General features: G+C 76.1%; 20 protein-coding genes. 11 read left to right on the top strand and 9 right to left on the bottom strand.

What is annotated here, in order from left to right; translation table 11 throughout:
* Positions 1 to 2: 2 nt before the first annotated feature.
* From ACZ58X_RS12275 to ACZ58X_RS12260, 4 genes are all read right to left on the bottom strand, one after another.
* Complete coding sequence (locus tag ACZ58X_RS12275) at positions 3 to 686, bottom strand: response regulator (protein ID WP_470333598.1); 684 nt, start codon at positions 684 to 686, stop codon at positions 3 to 5.
* Positions 683 to 2,014, bottom strand: coding sequence for a sensor histidine kinase (locus tag ACZ58X_RS12270; RefSeq protein WP_470333597.1), 1,332 nt, complete (start codon positions 2,012 to 2,014; stop codon positions 683 to 685). Before ACZ58X_RS12270 ends, ACZ58X_RS12275 begins: the two co-directional genes overlap by 4 nt.
* 105 nt (positions 2,015 to 2,119) lie before the next feature.
* Entirely contained in the window at positions 2,120 to 2,971 is an 852-nt protein-coding gene (locus ACZ58X_RS12265; RefSeq protein ID WP_470333596.1) for an ABC-2 transporter permease, read from the bottom strand.
* Complete coding sequence (locus ACZ58X_RS12260) at positions 2,968 to 3,915, bottom strand: ABC transporter ATP-binding protein (RefSeq protein ID WP_380522268.1); 948 nt, start codon at positions 3,913 to 3,915, stop codon at positions 2,968 to 2,970. The genes ACZ58X_RS12265 and ACZ58X_RS12260 overlap by 4 nt, the downstream gene beginning before the upstream one ends.
* Before the next feature lie 388 nt (positions 3,916 to 4,303).
* On the opposite strand from ACZ58X_RS12260, the gene ACZ58X_RS12255 reads away from it, so the two are divergent.
* Positions 4,304 to 4,744 (top strand): DUF5946 family protein, encoded by a 441-nt coding sequence (locus ACZ58X_RS12255; RefSeq protein ID WP_470333595.1) that lies wholly within the window; start codon positions 4,304 to 4,306, stop codon positions 4,742 to 4,744.
* 108 nt (positions 4,745 to 4,852) lie between these two features.
* Positions 4,853 to 5,098 carry a hypothetical protein gene (locus ACZ58X_RS12250; protein WP_470333594.1) on the top strand — a complete coding sequence of 82 codons (246 nt, stop codon included), beginning with the start codon at positions 4,853 to 4,855 and terminating at the stop codon, positions 5,096 to 5,098.
* A 27-nt stretch (positions 5,099 to 5,125) separates the two neighbouring features.
* On the opposite strand, the gene ACZ58X_RS12245 is transcribed toward ACZ58X_RS12250, so the two are convergent.
* Positions 5,126 to 7,195 (bottom strand): sensor histidine kinase, encoded by a 2,070-nt coding sequence (locus tag ACZ58X_RS12245; protein ID WP_470333593.1) that lies wholly within the window; start codon positions 7,193 to 7,195, stop codon positions 5,126 to 5,128.
* Positions 7,196 to 7,363: 168 nt separating this feature from the next.
* Here ACZ58X_RS12245 and ACZ58X_RS12240 point away from each other — a divergent pair, with 168 nt between their 5' ends.
* From ACZ58X_RS12240 to ACZ58X_RS12220, 5 genes are all read left to right on the top strand, one after another.
* Entirely contained in the window at positions 7,364 to 7,642 is a 279-nt protein-coding gene (locus ACZ58X_RS12240) for a hypothetical protein (protein WP_470333592.1), read from the top strand.
* A 66-nt stretch (positions 7,643 to 7,708) separates the two neighbouring features.
* Complete coding sequence (locus ACZ58X_RS12235; protein ID WP_470333591.1) at positions 7,709 to 8,914, top strand: AI-2E family transporter; 1,206 nt, start codon at positions 7,709 to 7,711, stop codon at positions 8,912 to 8,914.
* 108 nt (positions 8,915 to 9,022) lie between these two features.
* Positions 9,023 to 10,609, top strand: a complete 1,587-nt coding sequence (locus tag ACZ58X_RS12230) for an AMP-binding protein (protein ID WP_470333590.1) — start codon at positions 9,023 to 9,025, stop codon at positions 10,607 to 10,609.
* Between the two features lie 145 nt (positions 10,610 to 10,754).
* A complete protein-coding gene (locus ACZ58X_RS12225) occupies positions 10,755 to 11,228 on the top strand; it encodes a nucleoside deaminase (RefSeq protein ID WP_470333589.1) in 474 nt (157 codons plus the stop codon).
* Positions 11,229 to 11,268: 40 nt separating this feature from the next.
* Positions 11,269 to 11,634 (top strand): DUF488 domain-containing protein, encoded by a 366-nt coding sequence (locus ACZ58X_RS12220; protein WP_470333588.1) that lies wholly within the window; start codon positions 11,269 to 11,271, stop codon positions 11,632 to 11,634.
* A gap of 13 nt (positions 11,635 to 11,647) precedes the next feature.
* On the opposite strand, the gene ACZ58X_RS12215 is transcribed toward ACZ58X_RS12220, so the two are convergent.
* Positions 11,648 to 12,463 (bottom strand): alpha/beta fold hydrolase, encoded by an 816-nt coding sequence (locus tag ACZ58X_RS12215; protein WP_470333587.1) that lies wholly within the window; start codon positions 12,461 to 12,463, stop codon positions 11,648 to 11,650.
* Positions 12,464 to 12,825: 362 nt separating this feature from the next.
* On the opposite strand from ACZ58X_RS12215, the gene ACZ58X_RS12210 reads away from it, so the two are divergent.
* A complete protein-coding gene (locus ACZ58X_RS12210; RefSeq protein WP_470333586.1) occupies positions 12,826 to 14,460 on the top strand; it encodes an FAD-binding oxidoreductase in 1,635 nt (544 codons plus the stop codon).
* Here the strand turns inward: ACZ58X_RS12210 and ACZ58X_RS12205 are convergent.
* Both ACZ58X_RS12205 and ACZ58X_RS12200 read right to left on the bottom strand, forming a co-directional pair.
* Complete coding sequence (locus ACZ58X_RS12205) at positions 14,447 to 15,769, bottom strand: MFS transporter (protein WP_470333585.1); 1,323 nt, start codon at positions 15,767 to 15,769, stop codon at positions 14,447 to 14,449. The genes ACZ58X_RS12210 and ACZ58X_RS12205 overlap by 14 nt on opposite strands.
* 47 nt (positions 15,770 to 15,816) lie before the next feature.
* Positions 15,817 to 16,887, bottom strand: a complete 1,071-nt coding sequence (locus tag ACZ58X_RS12200; RefSeq protein ID WP_470333584.1) for a homoserine dehydrogenase — start codon at positions 16,885 to 16,887, stop codon at positions 15,817 to 15,819.
* A 224-nt stretch (positions 16,888 to 17,111) separates the two neighbouring features.
* Here ACZ58X_RS12200 and ACZ58X_RS12195 point away from each other — a divergent pair, with 224 nt between their 5' ends.
* The 3 genes from ACZ58X_RS12195 to ACZ58X_RS12185 all read left to right on the top strand — a co-directional run bounded on the left by ACZ58X_RS12195 (position 17,112) and on the right by ACZ58X_RS12185 (position 20,493).
* Positions 17,112 to 17,342 carry a hypothetical protein gene (locus ACZ58X_RS12195; protein ID WP_470333583.1) on the top strand — a complete coding sequence of 77 codons (231 nt, stop codon included), beginning with the start codon at positions 17,112 to 17,114 and terminating at the stop codon, positions 17,340 to 17,342.
* A 305-nt stretch (positions 17,343 to 17,647) separates the two neighbouring features.
* Entirely contained in the window at positions 17,648 to 19,273 is a 1,626-nt protein-coding gene (locus ACZ58X_RS12190; RefSeq protein ID WP_470333582.1) for a M48 family metalloprotease, read from the top strand.
* An 83-nt stretch (positions 19,274 to 19,356) separates the two neighbouring features.
* Positions 19,357 to 20,493 carry a hypothetical protein gene (locus tag ACZ58X_RS12185; protein ID WP_470333581.1) on the top strand — a complete coding sequence of 379 codons (1,137 nt, stop codon included), beginning with the start codon at positions 19,357 to 19,359 and terminating at the stop codon, positions 20,491 to 20,493.
* A gap of 94 nt (positions 20,494 to 20,587) precedes the next feature.
* On the opposite strand, the gene ACZ58X_RS12180 is transcribed toward ACZ58X_RS12185, so the two are convergent.
* Positions 20,588 to 21,082, bottom strand: coding sequence for an FxLYD domain-containing protein (locus tag ACZ58X_RS12180; RefSeq protein ID WP_470333580.1), 495 nt, complete (start codon positions 21,080 to 21,082; stop codon positions 20,588 to 20,590).
* Between the last annotated feature and the right edge of the window lie 154 nt (positions 21,083 to 21,236).

The raw sequence follows: 21,236 nt of genomic DNA, 5'->3' as shown, positions 1-21,236 counted from the left end.
GGTCAGTTGGTGATCGGCGGGTTGGGCCGGGTCAGCCCGCGGTCGTAGGCGAAGATCACCGCCTGCACCCGGTCCCGGGCGCCGATCTTCGCCAGCACCCGGCTGACGTGCGTCTTGACGGTCGATTCGGCCAGCACCAGCCGCTGGGCGATCTCGTTGTTGGTCCAGCCCTGGGCGATGGCCACCAGGATCTCCCGCTCGCGCTCGGTCAGCGCCTCCAGCCGCGGGTCCTCGACGGGCGCCGCGCCGACCGGGCGGACCGGCAGGTGGTGGGCGTAGGCGTCGAGCAGCCGCCGGGTGATCGCCGGGGCCACCACGGCGTCGCCCTCGGCGACCGCCCGGATCCCGGCGAGCAGTTCCTCCGGCCGCGCGTCCTTGAGCAGGAAACCGCTGGCCCCGGCGCGCAGCGCGGCGTGCGCGTACTCGTCCAGGTCGAAGGTGGTGAGCACCAGGATGCGCGAGCGCCCGCCTTCGGCGACGATCCGGCGGGTGGCCTCGATGCCGTCCATGCCGGGCATCCGGATGTCCATCAGGACGACGTCGGGCCGCAGGTCGGCGGTGAGCCGGACGGCCTCGGCGCCGTGCGCGGCCTCGCCGACCACCTCGGTGTCGGGCTGGCTCTCCAGCAGCATCCGGAAGCCGTAGCGCTGGAGTGGCTGGTCGTCCACGATGAGGACGGTGGTCACGGGTGGCCGCCTGTCGGTTCGGGGGTGAGGTCCAGTACGGCCTCCACGGTCCATCCTGCCCCAGGGCCGGGGCCCGCCGTGACGCTCCCGCCGTACAGGGCCGCGCGTTCGCGCATCCCGGCCAGGCCGTGCCCCTCGCCGTCCGGGCGGGCCGGCGGGCGGGCGCCGCCGGGCGGGCCGGCGTCCTGGACGCGCACCCGCAGCCGGGTGGCGTCGACGGTCAGGGTGACGTGCGCCCGGGTGTCCGGTCCGGCGTGCTTGAGGGTGTTGGTGAGGGCCTCCTGGACGATCCGGTAGGCCATCAGCTGGACGCCGCGGTCCAGCCGGTCCGGGTCGCCGGAGACGGTGTACACCACCTGCGGTCCGGCGGCGCGGATCCGGGCGCACAGGCCGTCCACGTCGGCGATGCCGGGCTGGGGGTTGAACTCGGCGGCCTGGTCGGCCTGGTCGCGCAGCACGCCGAGCATCCGGCGCAGCTCGCCGAGCGCCTGGCGGCTGGTCTCGCCGATCAGTTGCAGCGCCTCCCGGCCGCGTTCGGGGGAGGTCTGGGCGGCGTAGGCGCCGCCGTCGGCCAGGGTGACGATCACGGACAGGTTGTGGCCGATGATGTCGTGCATCTCGCGGGCCACCCGGGTGCGTTCGGTGGCGGTGGCCAGTCGGCTGCGCTGGTCGCGCTCGATCTCCAGCCGGGCCGCCCGCTCGCGCAGCCCGGCCAGCTGGGCGCGCCGGATGCGCACCGCGATGCCCAGGGCGACGCCCGCGGTGGCGGCGCTGACCAGGAAGAACAGGGCGTCCCCGACCGGCAGTCCACCGCCGGAGACCTCGACCGCGGCCAGCGCCATCGCCCCGACCATCAGCAGGCAGGACCAGGCCAGGTTCCGCAGCCGGCCGTGCAGGGCCAGGCTGTAGAGCGCCACCAGCAGGGCCGCGTCGGCGCGCAGGCCCACGCCCAGCGACCACTGCACGACGAACACCGCGATGATCACTGCGAAGGCCGCGGTGGGCCGGCGGCGGCGCCACAGCAGCGGCAGCACCAGGCCGGCCTGGAGGAGCAGCGTCCACGGCAGCGGGAGCCGGACCAGGTTGAGCCGGTGCTCGTGCGGCCCGGTGTCCCCGTGTCCGGCGTCCCCGTGGCCGGGCAACAGGTCGGGCAGGCCGAACACCAGGAACACCACCGCGACCACGGCGGCGTCCAGCACCCAGGGGTGGGCGCGGTCCGCCTCGCGCAGCCGCTGGCCGATCCGGGCCAGCCGGGCGAACAGCGGGTGGCCGGACAGCGCGTCGGTGGTCGCGAACGGGCCGGCGGAGGCGGAGTGGTCCTCGCTCACCGGGGGGTTCTCCCTGCTGGTCGGGGGCGGACGGACGGAACGGCGCGGCACCGGTGAAGGACCGGCGCCGCACCGCGAGTCTCCCAGGCGCCGGGGCGCCCGGGCTCAGGCGTCGCTGCGCACCAGCCGGACGGCGGCACCGGCGAGCGCCAGCACCGTCCAGCCGAGGAAGACCAGCAGGCCGGCCGTCGGCGAGAGGGTGGTCGAGTCGTGGTGCAGGGCGAACATCGCCTCACCGGCGTGGCTGGGCAGGTACGGGCTGATGTGGCTCTGCCAGGACGTGGGCAGCAGCGAGGTCAGGCCGGGGATCAGCATCAGCGAGGCGACCAGCACGGCGATGCCGCCGGCCACCGAGCGCAGCAGGGCGCCGAGGGCGACCCCGATCACGCCGACCAGGCCCAGGTAGAGCCCGGCGCCGAGCAGGCCGCGCACCACGCCGGTGTCGGAGAGGGTCATCGCCGCCCGGGTGCCGGACAGGATGCCGCTGTCGGCGGTGAAGGTGACGAAGACCCCGACGGTGCCGAGCACCAGCGCGATCACGCCGTACACCGCCGCCTTGGACCACAGCACCGGCAGGCGGCGCGGCACGGCGGCCAGGGTGGAGCGGATCATGCCGGTCGAGTACTCGCCGGCCGCGACCAGCACGCCGAGGACGCCGAGCGCCAGCTGGGCGAAGTTGGTGCCGAACAGGGAGAGGCTGAGCGCGCTGGCGTCGGCGAAGTCCCGGTCCATCGGGCGGCCGGAGGTGATCCGCGACTTGAACTGGAAGGCCGCGATCAGGCCGAAGGCGACCAGGAACAGCAGCGCCAGGCCGAGGGTGATCCAGGTGGAGCGCAGCGACCACAGCTTGGCCCACTCCGAGCGCAGCACGCGCGCGGCCGTCACCTTGTAGGCGGGGCGGGCGGGGCGCTGGCCGGCGGCCGTGGGCGACGTCTGGCTGGGGGCGATCGTGGTCATGCCGCGCTCCTCTGGGTGTCGACGGTGCTCTCGACGGTGGTGGTGCCGTGGTACTCGACGGCGTCCCGGGTCAGCTCCATGAACGCCTCCTCCAGGGAGACCGTCCGCGGGGTGAGTTCGAACACCGCGATGCCGTGCTCGGCGGCGGTGAGGCCGATCTCGCGGGCCGTCCGCCCGGTGACCAACAGTTCCTCGGAGCCGGAGCGGCCGGTGATCTCCACGTCCGGTCCGGCGAGCGCCGAGCGCAGCCGGGTCGGGTCGGCGCTGGCGACCTTGACGACGTCGCCGCCGGCCTGCTGGACCAGCTCCTGCACGGTGGTGTCGGCGAGCAGCCGGCCCCGGCCGACGATGATCAGGTGGTCGGCGACCAGCGAGACCTCGCTCATCAGGTGCGAGGAGACGAAGACGGTGCGGCCCTCGGCGGCGAGCGAGGTGAGCAGGTTGCGGATCCAGAGCACGCCCTCGGGGTCGAGCCCGTTGACCGGCTCGTCCAGCATCACCGTGGCCGGGTCGCCCAGCAGGGCGGCCGCGATGCCGAGCCGCTGGCCCATGCCGAGCGAGAACGCCCCGGCGCGCTTGCGGGCGACCGACTGGAGGCCGGTCAGCTCGATGACCTCCTCGACCCGGCGGCGCGGGATGCCGTGGGTGTGGGCCTGGGCCATCAGGTGGTTGAACGCGGAGCGGCCGGGGTGGATCGACTTGGCCTCCAGCAGCGCGCCCACCTCCTGCAGCGGAGCGGCGTGCTCGGCGTACCGGCGGCCGTTGACCCGGACCGACCCGCTGGTGGGCGCGTCCAGTCCGACGATCATCCGCATCGTGGTCGACTTCCCGGCCCCGTTGGGGCCCAGGAACCCGGTCACCGCGCCCGGCCGGACCGTGAAGTCCAGCCCGTCCACCGCGGTCTTCTCCCCGTACCGCTTCGTCAGCTGGTGCGCCTCGATCATCGCTAGCCCTTACGTTCAGGGGCCGGGCCCTCCCGGCCGCCCACGGTTCCACGCTAGGGCCCGGCGGGGCCCGAACCGCGGCACTGCGGACTGATCATCGGACGCCGCGTAGTACCGCGGTACCACACCGTTGCCCTACCGCCGGAAAAGCGGTTTCGCCGACCCCGCCCTCAACGTCCACGGCGGCAACGAGGCGGCCATCGCCCTCTACCGGCGCAGTGGCTACGGCGTCACCGCGATGTACCGGAACAAGTCCCTCCGCGAGTGGTCGGGCGGCTCTCCCCTCGGTCGGACAACTACCCTGTGGCGGGCGGCAGTCGGGGACGCTCACGGGTGTCACGGGTGTCACGGGTTTCAGGGGTGCACGGGAGTCGAGGGGGAGCCGGGGATGGAGACCTGCGGGGAGTGCGGTGCGCGGGAGTGCCCGGAGCTGTTCCACCGGCTGCTGGCGCTGGACCACTCGCGGGCGGAGCCGTGGGGGCCGTTGCACGGGGTGTCGGTGTCCTGCTTCCTGCTGCAGCATCCGGGCCGACTGCCCGGGGACGGCGGGGCGGGTGCCCGGGGGTTCCTGCGGGCGTACCTCGACGGCGGGCTGCCGGCGGTGGAGCGGCTGGTCGGGCGGGCCCGCCGGGCGAACTCACACCGGGTGACGGACGGGGCGGAGCCGAGCCGGTCCGCCCCGCCCGTGCGGGAGGCGCCGCGGGGCGGGTTCGCGGTGACGATCGAGCAGGTCGCGGTGGACGGGACCTTCCCGGCCGAGGGGTTCGCCGAACGGGTCGGGGCCTGGGCCTCGGTGACGCTGGCGGCCTGGGGGTGCGACGGAGCGTAGCCGCGCCGGGACCGGGACGGGACCGTGGCCCCATGCGGATGGGTCAGCCCCGGCGGTGCCATGGAGGGGCGGGTCGACCGGCCCGCGCAATCCCTCCCGGAGGACACCATGAGCGCCAGATCGGTCAACCCGGTGGCGGTCGCCGCCGGAGCCGCCGGAGTCGTCGTCCTCGCGGTCGTGGTCGCCCGCGCCGCCCGGTGCTGCAAGGCCCGGGCCGAGGACGGGGCGGCCGGCGCGCAGCAGCGCGGGGGCCGCGCTCACCGTCACGGCCATGGTCACGGCCGGGGCCGCGGTCACGGCAAGGGGCCCGGTCACGGTCACGCCCCGTGCCCGAACCCGCCGAACTGCAACTGACCCGCGCCCGGGTCACGGCGGCTCCGGTCAGGCCACCGCCGGGTTGCGCGGCAGCACCGCGTGCACCCGGGTGCCCTGACCGAGGCCCGCGACGGGGTGGACGGTGCAGCTGCCGCCGATCTCCGCCGCCCGGTCGCTCATCGAGCGCAGCCCCACCCCCGGGTGGCCCGCGTCGCCGCGGCCGGGGCCCTGTCCGTCGTCCTCGACGGTGAGCTCCAGCCGCCCCGGGTCGACCAGGACGGTCACCGTGGCACTGGTCGCCCGGGCGTGCCGCAGCACGTTGTTGAGCGCCTCGGCGGTGATCCGGTAGACGGCGACCTCGACCGCGGCGGGCAGCCCGGGCAGCGGGTCGGGGGCGAACAGGGCGGTGACGGTGAGCTCGTCGCCGCTGAAGGTGTCGGCGAGGCGGCGCAGCGCGCGGCTCAGCCCGTAGTCGCCGAGCGCGGTGGGCCCGAGCCGGTCGGTGATCCGGCGGACCTCGCGGACGGCCGTGGCGAGGTCGTCGGCGACGTCCTCCAGCGCGGCCGCGAAGCAGGCCGGGTCGTCCACGGCGGCCGCGCCCTGGAGGCGCAGCCGCAGGCCGGCCAGCATCGGGCCGAGCCCGTCGTGGATGTCGCGGCGCAGCTGACGGCGTTCCTCCTCCCGGGCGGCGACGATCTGCTCGCGGCTGGCCCGCAGGTCCTCCATCAGCTGGAGCGAGGCCACGGCGGGCGCGGCCTGGTCGGCGAGGGAGCGCAGGATGTCGCGATCGCTGTCGTCGAGCGTGCGCTGGCCCGGGCGCGGGGCGACGGTGAGCCGGCCGATCTCGCTGCCGCGGTGGACCAGGGCGAAGCGCTCGCCGTCGCCCGGGTGCTCCCCCACGGCGGCGAGCCGGCGTTCGCCGCCGCGGGTGGAGACGGTCAGGTCCACGCCGGGCAGCCGCAGTTCGTCGCCGACCGTGGCGCACAGCACGGCGGGCACGTCCTGCGGGTCGACGGTCTGGCTGACCCGCCCGGCGAGGCTGCGCAGCACCTGGTACGGCTGGGCGCGCGAGCCGTAGTACCAGCGGTCGACGATGCCGGAGGCCCAGCGCACGCCCCTGGGCAGGCCGCCGGCCAGCAGGAAGACCAGGGCGACCACGCACAGGGCGCCGAAGCCCCGGCCGGGCAGCAGCATGGTGGACAGCAGCCCGGCCAGCAGCACGAAGACGACCGCCAGCCCGGCGGCGACCAGCAGTCCGACCAGGATCCGGCGGGCGGAGCGGTCCAGCCGCCAGGAGCCGTCGCGCACCACCACGGCGGCGAGGGTCAGCGTCCACAGCGCGGAGGCGGCCGCGTAGGCGGCGTAGGAGACGGTGCTCTGGCCGTTGAAGTAGTAGCCGGCCTCGGCGCCGGCCCAGAGCAGGTAGACGGCGATCGCGATCAGTACGTGCTGTCGGCGGCGCCGGGCCACCCGCCGGGTGCGGGCCAGCGGAACGAGCACCACCAGGGCGGTCAGCGCGACCCACACGATCAGCTGGGTGATGTGCAGGGTGCCGTTGAAGTGCCGCAGCCAGTCGGCGACGGTGCTGTCGGCGAGCGGGTTGGGGCGGCCGAAGACGGTCGGCTGGTAGACGTAGTAGCTCGCCTGGGGCAGCATCCACAGGCCCACCGCGCCGATCGCGAGCCACCAGCGGCGGTCGGTCAGCCGGCCGTACGGGAGCCAGAGCGGCAGCGCCTGCCAGATCGTGCCGCTGACGGTGTAGCCGACGGACTTGAGCACGACCACGAACCCGACGTAGCGCGGGTCGCTCACCTCCGTCCAGACCGGGGTCTCGGCGGCGAGCGGCAGGATCAGCGCGCCCCCGTACGCCAGCAGCACCCAGCCGAGCTCCAGACCGGGACGGTGGGCGTGCAGCAGCACCCCGCCGGCGACGGCGGCGAGTCCGTAGCCGAGCACCGCCAGGTGCCGGGTCGGCTCGGCGATCCCCGGTGTGCCCAGGTGGCCCAGCACGTACCCGGCCCACAGGCCGCCCGCGGCCAGGCAGACCAGCGCGCACAGCCCCGCCGTCGCCAGCTGCCGCTCCGCCCGCCCGGGGCGGGGCCGCCACCGGACGCTCCCCGCGCTCTCCGCACCCATGACCGACCTCTCTTCGCCCACGACCGGCCGCATGGGAGCAGTCTCGTCCACCCGGTGTCCCGGGCGCATGGGGCAGCGGCCCCGCGAGTGACGGACTGCGGGCGACCGACGTCCCAGCGTCACGGAACCGTCCCGGGCGGCGGCGGGGGCACCGTGATGGACCCGGACGTGATCGGACAGCTCCTCACCCGGCACGCCCAGGACCCGACGGCCGCCCTGACCCCGCGCGAACGCGAGGTCCTCGCGCTGATGGCCGAGGGGCACGACAACGCCGACCGCCGCAGCCCGGCCCCGGCTCCGACCCGGGCCCGGCCCCGGTACGCCGCCGAGGTGTGCGAGTCCGGGTGCCGGGGAGACGCTGGGAGCAGGCCGAGGACGGAGGAGGCGGGACCCATGAGCGACTCGCGCACGACCCACGAGCCGGAACCGCACGGAACTCCCGGCTGAGCCCGCCGTGAGACGCCCCGCACACCGTCCCGCACGGCACCCCGGCCCGCCGCCGGGCGCCGGCCCGTGGGCGTGACCGGCCCCGGGCCGGGCCGGCGCCCCCGGCCGCTCGGCAGCCGCCCGCCCCGGGTGGCGGTGCGGCGGGCGCGGCCCGCGGCGCCCGCCGAGCACGTGCCGACCGGGCTGCGCACCGCCGCCGGGTACGTCTGGCGGCTGGGGCTGATCGGGGTGGCCGCCTACCTGGCCGTCGGGGTGCTCGGCGACCTGGAGGTGCCGGTGATCGCGCTGTTCGTGGCGCTGGTGATCACCTCGGTGCTGCGCCCGCTGGTCGACCTGCTGGCCCGGACCCTGCCCCGCTCACTGGCCGTGCTGGTGGCGTTCCTGTGCGCGCTCGCGGTCGTCGGCGGAGTGCTGGCGCTGGTCGGGACGAACGTCGCCGACGAGTGGAACCGGATCGGCGACGAGCTGCGCGGCGGCCTCGGCCGGATCGACCGCTGGCTCACCGGCGCCCCCTTCCACCTGCGCGCGGGTACGGTCACCGACCTGCGGGCGAAGGTCGGCGCGTTCGTCTCGGCGCACCGCTCTGCGCTGCTGACCACCGCCCTCAGCGGCGCGGGCCGGGCCGTCGAGCTGGTCACCGGGCTGGCCCTCGCGGTGTTCTGCTCGGTGTTCTTCCTGCACTCCGGCGACCGGATGTGGAGCTGGGCGCAGCGCCAGCTGCCGGCCCGGGCCCGTCCGGTCTGGGGCCGGGCCGGGCAGGCCGCCTGGCGCACCTTCGCCGGGTACACCCGCGGGGTGCTGATCGTGTCGGCGGCCAACGCGGCGCTGGTCGGCATCGCGCTGGCGCTCCTGCGGGTGCCGCTGGTGCTGCCGCTGATGGTGGTGGAGTTCGTCGCGGCACTGGTCCCGCTGATCGGCTCCCCGATCGCGCTGGCGATCGCCGCACTGGTCGCCCTGGCCGCGCGGGGGCCGGTGGTCGCGCTGCTGGTGCTGGCGCTGATCGTGGTGATCGGCCAGATCGAGGGCCATCTGCTGCACCCGCTGGTGCTGGGCTGGTCGGTGCGGATCCACCCGGTGGCGATCGCCCTGTCGGTGATCGGCGGCGCGGTGCTGGCCGGGGTGCTGGGCGCGGTGGTCGCCGTTCCGGTGGTGTCGGTGGCCTGGGCGGTGCTGACCGAGCTGCGCGACCACGGCCCGCCGGCGGCGCGGGGGCGGGCCGGGTCAGGGAGCGGTACCCCGGCGGCGGGCGATCCCCCTCCCCGCCGCCGGTAGGAGCCGCCTGGGCTGGGTAGTTGAAGGAGGACGGACAACCCTCCGTGCACGAGACGCCCCTGAGCCGGGGCGTCTCGTGCGTCCGAACTCACAAGGAGACCAGCAGCGATGAGCACGTCCGAGGCGCGCCCCACCGCCCCCGCCGGTGCCGGCGGCGACCGCGAGTTCCGCAACTACGTGGAGATCGTCCTTGCCGGACTGTCGGACGAACCGGGGCAGGAGGTGCTGGTCAGCGGCGAACGCCGGCTCGGGGCCGCGGAGTTCCGCTCCCTCGTCTACCGGCTCGCCCGCGCCCTGCGCGAGCGGGGCGTGGAGCCCGGCCGCACGGTGACCCTGCTCTGCGGGAACATCCCGGAGACCGTCGCGGTCCGCTACGCCGTCAACCTCCTGGGTGCGCACTTCAACCACCTGTACATCCGGCTGGGCACCGACGTCCAGGCCCGGATCATGGCCGACGTCGAGACCTACGCCTTCATCGTCGACCCCCGCCTCGCGGAGCGCGGCGCGGCCCTCGCGGCGGCGGTTCCGGTCAAGCACGTCCTCGTCCTCGGCGAGGGCGCGGACCCGGCGCCGCAGCTGGGCGAGGACCTCCTCGCGCTGGCCGAGGGCCGGTCCGACGCGCCGCTGGCCAGCGCCGCCCGGCCCGAGGACCTGTGCTTCATCCGGCACTCCGGCGGCACCACCGGCCACCCCAAGGGCATCCGCAGCACCTTCGCCCGGATGCAGGGCAACTGGCTCGCCGCCCTGATCACCGGGGAGCGGCGGCGGGACCTGGTGTGCACGCCGCTGTCGCACGCGGCCGGATTCATCGCCGACGGCACCCTCGCGAGCGGCGGCACCATCGTCCTCCACTACGGGTTCGACCCCGGCGAGGTCCTGGCCACCCTCGCCCGCGAACGCATCACCGACGTCTTCCTGCTGCCCCCGCTGCTCTACCAGGTGCTGGACCACCCCGACGCGGCGTCAACCGACATCTCCGCCCTCCGGCAGATCACCTACGGGGGCACACCCTCCTCGCCGGTGCGGATAGCCGACGCGGTCCGGCGCTTCGGCCGGGTCTTCCAGCAGGCCTACGGCCAGTTCGAGGCCGGCATCGTCAGCGTGCTGCCCGCCGCCGAGCACGACCCCGACCGCCTGGACCTGCTGCGCACGGCCGGCCGACCGGTCGACGGCGTCGAGGTGGAGATCCGCGACCAGGCCGGCAACCCGCTCCCGGTCGGCGAGGTCGGGGAGATCTGCGTCCGGTCCGAGAACGCGATGGAGGGCTACTGGAAGAACCCGGAGCTCACCGCCGAGGTGCTGCGGGACGGCTGGGTGCACACCGGTGACCTCGGCCGGCTCGACGACCAGGGCCACCTCGCCGTCGTCGACCGGATCAAGGACATGATCGCCGTGGTCGGCGGCCATGTGTACACCACCGAGCTGGAGGACTTCCTGCACACCCACCCGGGCGTCCGGCAGTGCGCCGTCTACGGGGTGCGCGGCGAGGGCGGCCACGAACGCATCCACGTCACCGTGGTGCCCGTCCCCGGGGCGGTCGTGACGGCGCAGGAGCTGCGGGCCGCCGTCCTCGGCGGCCGCGGCGAGATGTACGTGCCCGACGCCATCGACTTCGCGGACGCGCTGCCCCTCACCGACACCGGCAAGCCGGACAAGAAGGAGCTCCGCCTCCGCGCCACCACCGCGGCCTCGTAGGCACCCCGGACCGCCGGTGCCGGGGCGGCCCGGCACCGGCGGGGTGAGACTGGTCGGGGGGACGGAGGCGAGCGGCTGCGGCGTCGCCCGCCCGGCGGCATAGGTTGGTCCTCCGTCCCCGTTCGCACCGCCCGAGGAGACCCACATGGCCGACCACTCCCCCGACCACCTGCTCGCCGCCATCGAGCTCGGCGCCTCCGCCCGGGCGCACGGCAACCATCCCTTCGGCGCGCTGCTCACCGGCCCCGACGGGAAGGTCCTGCTGACCGCCGAGAACACCGTCCTGACCGACCACGACGTCACCGCCCACGCGGAGATCAACCTGGTCCGGCAGGCCTCCCGCACCCTCGCCCCGCACCAGCTCGCCGACGCCGTGCTCTACTCCAGCACCGAGCCGTGCGCGATGTGCGCCGGGGCGATCTACTGGAGCGGCATCCGCCGGGTCGTCTACGCGCTCGCCGCGACCGAACTGAACGCGATCGCGGGCGTGGACCCGGACGAGCCGGTGCTCGACCTGCCGTGCCGCGCGGTCTTCGCGGCCGGGGGCAGCACGGTGGAGGTGTCGGGGCCGTTCCTCTTCGAGGAGGCCTCCGCGGTGCACGTCGGCTACTGGGGGTAGTAACGGCGGCAACGCTGCCCACGCACCCGGAGGACCGGACATGACCGCACGGATCGGCTACCGGCGGATCTACCAGGAACCCTCGCCGCAGGACGGCCGGCGGGTCCTGGTGGACCGGGTCTGGCCGCGTGGCGTGACGAAGGCGGACGCCCGTCTGGACGAGTGGCTGCGCGACGTCGCCCCGTCGACGGAGCTGCGCACCTGGTACGGCCACGACCCGGAGCGCTTCGCCGAGTTCCGCCGCCGCTACCTCGTCGAACTGCGCGACGCCGGGCACCGGGAAGCCGTCGGCCACCTGCGGGAACTCGCCGCCCAGGACGCGCTCACCCTGCTGACCGCCACCAGGGACGTCGACCACAGCCAGGCCGCCGTGCTGGCCGGCTGGCTGGCGGAAACCGCGCGCTGAACCGCGCCGCCGGTCAGCGGTGCGCCTCGATGAAGCCGCTCACCGTCCGCACGTACTCGGCCGGGTGGGTGACGTGCGGGGTGTGGCCGGCCCCGGCCAGGGCCCGGACCTGCGCCCGGGGCAGCGCCCGCGCCAGCCGGGCGACGATCGCGGGGAACCACGGCGGGCTCTCGGTGCCCACCGTCAGCAGGGCCGGGCCCGGGTGGGCGGACAGCCCGGCGAGGTCGAGCAGCGGCCAGCCCGGGTCCTGCTGTTCGTCGAGGAAGGTCGGGGCGTTGGTGAGGAGGGTGTCCCGGACCTCCGGCGGCAGCCGCTCCCACGTCCCCGGCCCGAAGGCGACCTCGTCCACGAACTGCTGCGCACCCTCGCGGGTCTCGCCCGCGCGCAGGTGCGCGAGCACGGAGTCGATCCGCCCCTCCACCGCCCGCATCACCGGCAGCAGGTCCGGCTCCGGGGGCACGATCGCCATCAGCGGGGGCTCGTGGGCGATGAGCGTACGGAACAGCTCGGGGCGGCGGACGGCCAGGCCCAGGGCCGTCGAGGCGCCGAAGGAGTTGCCCGCGATGTGCGCCGGCGCCAGGTCGAGGGCCTGGACGAGGGCGGCCAGGTCGTCCTCGTCCTCCGACCGGGAGCCGGGCCCGGGCGGGCGCTCGCTCCGGCTGTGGCCGCGCCGGTCGTAGACCAGGACGCGGTACCGCTCGGCCAGGGCGGGCCGGACGAGGTCCCAGTGGGCGTGGTCGGCCCAGGAGCCGTGCACCAGGACGAGCGGCTCGCCCGCACCCGTCAGCTCGTAGTGGAGGTCGACGCCGTTCGCCCGGACCTTCGGCATGGTCCCGCTCCTCACCCGCTGGGATCCGCCCCTGCTCCATTCAGTCATCGCGCCGCGGCGACGGCAACCAGGTGCCCACGGCGATCACTCCGGCCGGCCCGACCGCCTCCGGCCCCCGCGGTCATCCGGGTGAGGGCCCGCGAGCCGGGGGCCGGGGCCGGGCGCGCGGGTGCGACCGTCGGTCGCATGCCCGTACCGCTCCCCCGGCCCCTGGTGTGCGCCGCCGTCGCCGCGGCGGTCGGCCCGGTCGAGGCCGCCGTCGTCGCCGCGAACCACCCCATGGTTGGCCCAAGTCGGCCCCCGGCCCCGGCACCGGCGGGTACCGTGCGGCCACAGGAGACGGCGCGGAGCGAGGGGCGGGAATGAGCGCGAGCGAAGCGGCACCGAACCCCCCGGCCGGGCCGGAGAGAAGGCGGGTGCTGCGACTCGCCGCCGCACCCCTGGCCGCGTCGCTGGCGACGGCTCTCGGGGCGTGCGGCGGTCCGGCCGCCAAGCCGTCCCCGGACCCGTCGGCCTCCGCCGGGCCGCCGTCGCCCCGGCCGGGCACCGCGAGCCCCACCCCGGCCGGCCCGGCCGACTGGACCGCGCTGGCCAAGGACCTCGGCGGCACCGTCATCGGCCCGCAGGACGCCCGGTACCAGGACGCGAGCCGGCTCTACCAGCCCCAGTTCGACGACCGCCGCCCCGCCGGGATCGTCTACCCGGCCTCCGCCCAGGACGTCGCCACCTGCCTGTCCTTCGCCCGGCGCCACGCCGTCCCGGTCGCGGTGCGCAGCGGTGGGCACAGCTACGCGGGCTGGTCCTCGGGCAGCGGGATGGTCCTGGACGTCGGCGCGATGGCGGGGGTCGGCGGTTCGGGCGGCTCGGCGACGGTCGGGGCGGGCGCCCGGCTGATCGACGTCTACGCGGGGCTGGCGGCCGACGGCGTGACCGTCCCGGCCGGTTCCTGCCCGAGCGTGGGCGTGGCCGGGCTGACCCTGGGCGGCGGCATCGGAGTCACCTGCAGGGCGTACGGGCTGACCTGCGACAACCTGACCGGCGCGGAGGTCGTGACGGCGGACGGACGGATCCGGCAGGTGGCGGCGGGCGCCGACGCCGACTTGTTCTGGGCGTTGCGCGGCGGTGGCGGCGGCAACTTCGGCGTGGTCACCTCGTTCACCTTCCGCACCCACCCGGCGGTGAGCTGCGCGTACGCCTTCCTGTCCTGGCCGTGGTCGGCCGCCGGGTCGGTGGTCGCGGCCTGGCAGGCCTGGGTGGCGGGCGCACCGGACCAGCTCTGGGCGAACCTGCACCTGGACACCTGGCCGGACGGCCGGCTGCGTCTCACCAGCACCGTCAACCTGCTCGGCCCGCAGGGCGAACTCGCCGACCTGATCGACCGCTTGGCCGTCGCCCCGGCCACCGCCTCGCTGCACACCGCGCCGTTCCTGGACACCATGAAGGAGATGGGCGGGGTGGCCGGCTGGTCGGAGGCCGCCGCCCACCTGCCGGGCAGCCTGCCGGGCCGGAGCCCGGACGGCCGGCTGACCAGGGTGTCCTACGCGGCCCGGTCGGACTTCTACACCCGGCCGATCGGCGCGGCCGGGATCGCGGCCCTGGTCGCCGCCGTGGACGGGTACGCGCGGAGCGCGCCGCAGGGCGGCAGCGCCTCGGTCGCCTTCGACGCGCTGGGCGGCGCCGTCGGCCGGGTGGCCCCCGGGGACACCGCCTTCGTCCACCGCGGCGCCCTGTTCGCGGCCCAGTACATCGCCAACTACCCGGCCCCCGGCGCCGGTTCGGGGCCCGGGGTGGAGCAGTCCCAGGCCTGGCTGGCGGACGTCTGGAGCGCCATGCGCCCGTACGCGAGCGGCGAGGCGTACCAGAACTACCCCGACCCCCGGCTGACCGACTGGGCGCAGGCGTACTACGGCAGCAACCTCGACCGCCTGCGGCGGGTGAAGCGCGCCTACGACCCGGACGGCCTCTTCGCCTTCCCCCAGGCCGTCACCCCGGCATGACCCGGCGGCGCCCCGGGCGGACCGTGGCGAGCAGCACCAGGGCGGCGGCCTGGACGGCGGCCACCGTGACGACCAGCGCCGGGACGGACACCGCGTAGAGCGCACCGGTGAGCGCCCCGCCGGCCAGCGTCGCGAGGCCGACCACGGCGGCGAACACCCCGTAGGCGGTCGCCCGGCGCGGCGCGGGGACGAGGTCGGCGACCATCGGCCGCAGGGTCGACTCCTGGACGCCCAGCCCGGCGCCCCACAGCAGCGCGCCGATCGCGGCGGGCGCCACCGCGTCGGCGAAGCCCAGCGGGGGCACGGCGGCGGCCAGCACGGGCAGCGCGACCAGGGTGCGCGGGCCGATCCGGTCGTACAGCCAGCCGGTGACCAGGCTCGCCAGCGCGCCGGCGAGCATCGTCCCCGCGTACAGCACCGGTACGGCGGAGGCGGTGAGCAGGTGGTGCCGGACGAGGTGGAAGGAGAGCACGCCGTAGGTGGTGAAGCCGGTCATGGTCGCCGCGGTGAACGCCGCGTACGCCCAGAAGGCGCGGGGCAGCGGTCGGCGGACGGCCGCCCGGGCCGGGGCCCCGGCCGGGTCCGGGTCCGGGTCCGGATTCGAGGCCGGGGCCAGCGGCGGCGCGGCGGGCGGCGCCGACTCGTAGCGGGACGGGTCGGGCACCCGGGAGCGCAGCCACCGGAGCAGGACGAGGGCCGCCACGCCCGGGACGGCCAGCACGCCGAGCGCGGGCCCGTAGCCGCCGGTGGCCGCGAGCACGCCGGCCACGGTGAGCGGGCCGATCACCGCACCGACCTGGTCGAGGGCCTCGTGGACGGCGAAGCCCCGGCCCCGGCCGGTGGCGGCGGTGGCGTGCGAGAGCAGAGTGTCCTTGGCCGGTGAGCGGACCGCCTTGCCGACCCGCTCGGCGATCACCAGGGTGCCGGCCGCCCCCAGCGAGCCCGCCACACCGAGCAGCGGCACGGCGGCGACGGTGAGCGCGTAGCCGCCGATCGCCAGCGCCCAGAACCGCCCGGTGCGGTCGGCGAGCGGCCCGAACAGCAGGCGCGGGAGCAGCGCCGCCGCCTCCCCCGCGCCGGTCACCACGCCGACCAGCGTCGCCGAGGCGCCGAGCGAGGCCAGCAGCGGGCCGGTGACGGAGCGGGCGCCCTCGTAGACGAAGTCCGCGAGCAGGCTGACGATGCCGAACCACACCACGAACCGCCACGGCCGCATGCCCGTACCGTCGCTGGGGCCATCGCTGTGGCCGTCGCTGTGGCCGTCGTCGGCCTGTTCGGCCGCCCGCCGGGCCGCTGGATCGGTGCCCACCACGCCTCCAGGATCGCCACGAGTACCGGCGCAGGGCTCCGCGCGGCTCAGCCGAAGCCGTGCCCGCGGGGCGCCGTGACGTCAAGAGTGTCCCGCAGCATCGCGAGCGCCGCGCCGAGCGGGCTGGACCGGCCGCCGCTCACCGTGATGTCGCCGGCCTCGGGGCAGCCGTAGACGACCGCCTTCTCCGGGCCGGTCAGCGCGTGCAGCGGGTCGCCCGGCACGGTCCGCTCCAGGCGGACCCCGACCACCAGCGGGCGGTCCGCGCTCGCGCTCGCCACCGCCCGCAGCCTGCGCCCCTCGGCCGCCGCGGCCAGCGCCGCCGCGCCCGTCCCGGCGTCCACCGCCTCGGTGTCGACGCGCACGGCCGACGGGTCCCAGCCCCACAGCAGGGCCGCGAGCAGCCGCACCTTGGTGGCGGCATCGGCGCCCGAGAGGTCGGCCGAGGGATCGGCCTCGGCGATGCCGAGCCGCTGGGCCTCGCCGACCGCCCGGTCGAGGGGGTCACCCGCCGCCAGGCGGTCGAGCACGAAGGTGGCCGTCCCGTTGGGGCAGGCCCGGACCGTGCGGCAGCCGAGGCCCCGCACCCCCGTACGTGCCAGGTCCGCCGCCGGGAGGGCGGCTCCGGTGGCGCCGGAGATCCGGATCAGACTGCCGCCGGCCCGGGCCGCCCCACCGAGTTCACGCCAGTGGCTGAGCAGGTGGCTCTTGGTGGCGGTGACGACGTGGACACCGCGCTCCAGCGCCAGCACGGCCTCCTCGGCGGCCTGTTGCCGCAGCTGCGGGGAGGAGGGCAGCGCCTGGACCAGCACCCGCGCACCGGTCCGGTCGAGGGTCCGCTCCAGCGGGCCCGGCGGGGCCCACTCGGCCCGCGGCGGGACCGGCCCGCCGTCGCGCAGCCCCACCTCCGCCGCCCCGACCCGGACGGCCGCCAGTCTCGGCCGGACGCCGTGGTCGCGGGCGAGCCCGTCCGCGTGGGTGAGCAGCCGCTCGGCGAAGGCACGGCCGACCGGGCCGTAGCCCGACAGCACGACCCCCGGGTCATCGGCCGACGGCACAACAGCCGGATCGTCGCCCGGCGCGGCCGGGGGCACGGGCCCGGCGACTGGTGAGGACATCCCGGCAGGATACCCCCGGGGGCTGTCGGGCATTCGGCGCCCTTCCCGGCCGGGCCGAGGCGGAGCGCACCCGCCGTCCGGGTGGCGCCGACTCTCGGCGTCGATACCGGCGGTGAGCATCCGTCCGCCGCCCGTCCCGCAGCGGTGGAACCATCCCACCGGGTCCGGCCCGGTGGCCGAGCGGGGTGACCCGGGGTTGCATGGGGTGACCGAGCCCCGAGACCGTGGAGGTCACCGTGTACGAGATGTGGGCCGAGCACGACCCGGCGGTGTCGCCGCCCGCCGTGGTGTGGCACGTGGTCGCGAAGGACGACGCGTCGGCGTCGCTGTGCGGGCGGTTCCTGGAGCCGTCCCAGCGGGTGCTGCCGCCCAGCGACGGCTCGCCGGTGCCGGACCGGTACTGCGACCCCTGCCTGGTGACCGTTCGTGAGGCGATCGCGGCCGGCGGGCGCTGACGGCCGGCGGGCGGTGACGGCCGGCGGGGGCCGCCGGCGGGGGTCGTGGGGAAGGTGGGCGGCGGGCGGGGCGGAGGGTCGGCGGCGGCCGAATGCCGTCAAGCCCGCACGAATCGGAACCCGCGACGAACCCGCAGGTCGGAGCGGTGATCCGGAGTCAGGAACCCCGGTGCGCCGGCCGTCCGGGGACCGCTACCATCTCCACTCGTCGCACACCCGTTCACCATGCAACAACCGCGCGCCGCTCCTGCCGTCGCGCCCAGGGGGAGGACCATCGCATGGGCGCGCCCCAGCGTTCTGCTGCCATGAGCACGTCATCGAGAGCCGCCACGGCCGTGGCCCTGCTCATCGGCTTCTACCTGTTCGCCCTCGGCATCGTCGCGGGCCTGATCGCCCTCGACGTCGCCCTGTACCAGGCCTCCGGCGCGTTCCGCCCGGGGCTGATCAAGATCTGGGCGCTGAGCGCCGCCGTCGGCTACCCCGTCGTCCGGGTGGTGTTCCTGACCCGGCGTCGCAAGGACGACGGCGAGCTGCCCGGCGTGCTCCTCACCCGCGAGCGGCAGCCCGAGATCTGGGCGATGGTCGACCGGATCTCCGAGCGCACCGGCGTCCGCGGCCCGGCCGAGATCCGCCTCGTGCCCGAGGTCAACGCGGGCGTCATGGAGGAGAGCAGACTGCTCGGCCTCGTCCCCGGCAAGCGCCACCTGGTGATCGGCGCCCCGCTGCTGATCGGCCTCACCGAGGGCGAGCTGGAGTCCGTGCTGGCACACGAGTTCGGCCACTACAGCAACCGGGACGTCCGGCTCGCCGCCGTCACCGTCGCCGGCCGCCGCGCCCTCCTGCACACCATCGGCGGACTGCACCACCGCGCGAACCGGCACCAGGCCCAGGAGGCCGCCAAGCTCGCCGCCAAGGCCGAGAAGCGGCTGGCCAAGGGACGCAAGCCCGCCACCGAGCAGGCCGGCGGCGGCGTGGACCGGGTCCTCGCCAAGCTGTTCACCGGCTACGCCAAGCTCTACTTCCGGGTCTCCGAGGCCGTCGGCCGCCGCCAGGAGTACGCGGCGGACCAGGTCGCCGCCCAGCTCGCGGGCCGGGACGCCACCGCCGCCGCCCTGCGCCGGATCCCGGCGCTGGAGGCCGCCCAGAACTTCTACCTCAACCGCTACGCCACGATCGGCTGGGACGCCGGCCTGCTCCCGCCGCCCGGCCAGGTCTACGGCGGCCTCCAGCACCTGCTGAGCGACCCGAAGCGCCGCGCCGAACTCGCCGAGCACGCGCTCGAACTGCCCGAGGAGCAGCCCGACCCGTACGACTCGCACCCGCCGATCCACCTGCGGGTCGCCGCGATCGAGGCGCTGCCCGACGACGGCCGCGGCCCCGCCGCCGCCGGCCCCGCCCTGGCGCTGCTGCACGACTCGGAGCGGGTGCTCGCCGAGCTGGAGGTCGTCTCGCTGGTCCCGGAGGCCTCCGGCAAGCACCGGGCCGACTGGCCCGAGCTGGTCCGCACGGCGATGCTGGCGCGCGCCCGCGAGGCCGGCGAGGACGCCCGCCGGGCGCTCACCGGGCTGGGCCTGCCGCCCACCGCCCACGGGCTGCTCGACGGCATCGACGCCGGCCGCGCCTGGGAGTTCACCGACCGGCTGCCCAAGAGCGACCAGGCCGCCGCGGCCACCGGCCGGGCCGCCCGGGAGTTCGCCCGACCGGCGCTGCGCGAGGAACTGGCGCACGCCACCGTCGTCGCGCTGGCCGAGGCCGGGCTGGCCGGCTGGGAGCTCTCCTGGGGCGGACCGGCCGAACTCCGGCTACCGGACGGCTTCGCGGACGGTTTCGACACGGCCCTGGACGCCGCCTGCGCGGACGACCCGGACACCGCCCCGCTGCGGGCGCTGCTCGCGGCGGCCGGGCTGCCGACCTCCGCCGCCGCTGCGTGACCGGTCGGCTCGATCGCCGCCCCACCCGTCCACTCACGTCCACTCACGTCCACGCCCCCACCGCACCACCGGAGGAACACCCTTTGCTCGGCATCATCGTGCTGTCCGTCGTCGGCCTCGTCCTGCTGTTCCCGGTCGTCATGACCCGCCTGGCCAAGCGCAAGCTGGCCCAGCTGGAACGGGCCAAGGCCACCATCGCCGGGCACGAGGCACGACTGGCGGAGGAGGCCCGGGCGAAGAACACCATCGTCCCGGCCGACCACGGGCTGCTGCTCGGCAGCGAACTCCTCCTGGACGACCGGCCCGAGGACGAGGAGGCCGCCGTCCTCGCCGCGGCCAAGGCCGGTGACTGGCGGACCGCCGCCGGCTACCTCGCCGCCGGCGCCACCGCCGACGTCCGCTGGCGGCGGCAGCGCCAACTGGCCGAACTGGCCGCCGAGGACGACGCCTGGCTGCGCGCCTGGCGCGCCGAGCGGCCGCAGGACCCGGCCGCCGCACTGCTGCACGCGGACGCCCTGGTCTACCTGGCCTGGAACATCCGCAGCAGCGCCCGCGCCACCGACGTCAGCCGCGAGCAGTTCGCGGGCTTCCACCGCGTCCTGGCCGAGGCCGAGGAGGCCGCCGTCGCGGCCGCCGCGCTCGCCCCCGAGGACGACCCCAACCCGTGGGTCGCGCAGATCCCCATCGCCATGGGCCTCGGCTGGTCCAACGACCGCTTCCGGGAGCTGTGGGCCGAGCTGGTCGCGCGCGACCCGCAGCACTGGGCGGCACACACCCGGGCGCTGCAGTACTGGTGCGCCAAGTGGCGCGGCAGCCACGAGCTGATGCACGGGTTCATCGACGGCGCGATCGCCGCCGCCCCGGCCGGCAGCCTGCTCGCCCCGATCAAGCTGGAGGCCTACTACGAGCAGTTCGCCAAGGACGGCGAGAAGCTCACCGCCTGGCGGCGCCCCGAGGTCGGCGCCGCCCTGGACGCCGCCCTCGCCGACCTCGCGGCGGCCGACCCCGGCCACCCCCGGATCCGGTACGCCCGCGGCTGGCTCGCCTACGCGCTGACCCGGGCCGGGCGGCCGACCGAGGCGCTGGCGCAGTTCCAGGCGCTCGGCCGGTACATCCCGCAGCCGTTCACCAACTTCAACGACCCGCGGCAGGCCTTCATCGACCTGCGGGTCGCCGCGGTCCAGGGCGCGGTCGCGGCGGCGGAGCCGCAGCAGGCCTGACCGGGCGCTCCCGCCCGGCGGCGGCCGGGCGGGAGCGTCTCCGTCCGGCGGCCGAGGACGCCGGGGTCAGCATGTCGGGCTCGGGGCACGGGGGTCAGGGGGCCGGGAACCGGGTGACGCCGGTGACCCGGCAGCTGACCTTGTCCTTCACCGCGGTCGCCCCGAGCGCCTTGAGCGAGGCGGTCTGACCCGCGGCCAGGTCGTTGGTCGCGGCGGGGGCCTCCGCCACCCGGGTGCCGGAGGCGTCGACGAACTCCACCCGGATCAGGTAGTTCGACGCCTTGTCGGTGTGGTTGGTGACCCTGAGGGCCGCCGACGGCCAGTGGGTCGCGCCGTCCACCTCGCACGCCGAGATCTCGACGTCCGTGGTCGCGCCACCCCCGCCGCCGACCGGGGCGGCGGTCGGAGCGACCGTCGGAGCGGCGGTCGTCGGCGCGGCCTGGGTGCCGCCCGGTGCCGGACCGGCCACCGTCGTGGCCGGGACGGGTGAACCCGAGCTCGTGGTCGTGGTGACCGGGGTCGGGTCACAGGCGGCGACGCCGAGTACGGCGGTGGCGGCGGCGAGCAGGACGAGGGCGGTGCGGCGCATGGTCCCCCCTGGGACGTGGTGCGGACAGTGCGGACAGTGCCGGAACCGTATCGACGCGGACCGGTCGGCGTGGGCGCTGTGGCGGGTCCGTGACCGCTCCGGAACGTACCCGCCGCTCTCCACCCAGGCCGTTCAGCCCGTCAACCCCTGCTGC

It is taken from the genome of Kitasatospora sp. NPDC040550, assembly GCF_055594965.1.
This window is presented reverse-complemented; position numbering and strand designations above follow the sequence as displayed.

What these genes read in the sequence shown, in the direction of transcription:
- ACZ58X_RS12265 (WP_470333596.1), bottom strand. Translation starts at nt 2,971, where the DNA reads ATGACCACGATCGCCCCCAGCCAGACGTCGCCCACGGCCGCCGGCCAG.
- ACZ58X_RS12250 (WP_470333594.1), top strand. Translation starts at nt 4,853, where the DNA reads ATGAGCGCCAGATCGGTCAACCCGGTGGCGGTCGCCGCCGGAGCCGCC.
- ACZ58X_RS12260 (WP_380522268.1), bottom strand. Translation starts at nt 3,915, where the DNA reads ATGATCGAGGCGCACCAGCTGACGAAGCGGTACGGGGAGAAGACCGCG.
- ACZ58X_RS12220 (WP_470333588.1), top strand. Translation starts at nt 11,269, where the DNA reads ATGACCGCACGGATCGGCTACCGGCGGATCTACCAGGAACCCTCGCCG.
- ACZ58X_RS12190 (WP_470333582.1), top strand. Translation starts at nt 17,648, where the DNA reads ATGAGCACGTCATCGAGAGCCGCCACGGCCGTGGCCCTGCTCATCGGC.
- ACZ58X_RS12245 (WP_470333593.1), bottom strand. Translation starts at nt 7,195, where the DNA reads ATGGGTGCGGAGAGCGCGGGGAGCGTCCGGTGGCGGCCCCGCCCCGGG.
- ACZ58X_RS12200 (WP_470333584.1), bottom strand. Translation starts at nt 16,887, where the DNA reads ATGTCCTCACCAGTCGCCGGGCCCGTGCCCCCGGCCGCGCCGGGCGAC.
- ACZ58X_RS12180 (WP_470333580.1), bottom strand. Translation starts at nt 21,082, where the DNA reads ATGCGCCGCACCGCCCTCGTCCTGCTCGCCGCCGCCACCGCCGTACTC.
- ACZ58X_RS12210 (WP_470333586.1), top strand. Translation starts at nt 12,826, where the DNA reads ATGAGCGCGAGCGAAGCGGCACCGAACCCCCCGGCCGGGCCGGAGAGA.
- ACZ58X_RS12230 (WP_470333590.1), top strand. Translation starts at nt 9,023, where the DNA reads ATGAGCACGTCCGAGGCGCGCCCCACCGCCCCCGCCGGTGCCGGCGGC.
- ACZ58X_RS12215 (WP_470333587.1), bottom strand. Translation starts at nt 12,463, where the DNA reads ATGCCGAAGGTCCGGGCGAACGGCGTCGACCTCCACTACGAGCTGACG.
- ACZ58X_RS12255 (WP_470333595.1), top strand. Translation starts at nt 4,304, where the DNA reads ATGGAGACCTGCGGGGAGTGCGGTGCGCGGGAGTGCCCGGAGCTGTTC.
- ACZ58X_RS12225 (WP_470333589.1), top strand. Translation starts at nt 10,755, where the DNA reads ATGGCCGACCACTCCCCCGACCACCTGCTCGCCGCCATCGAGCTCGGC.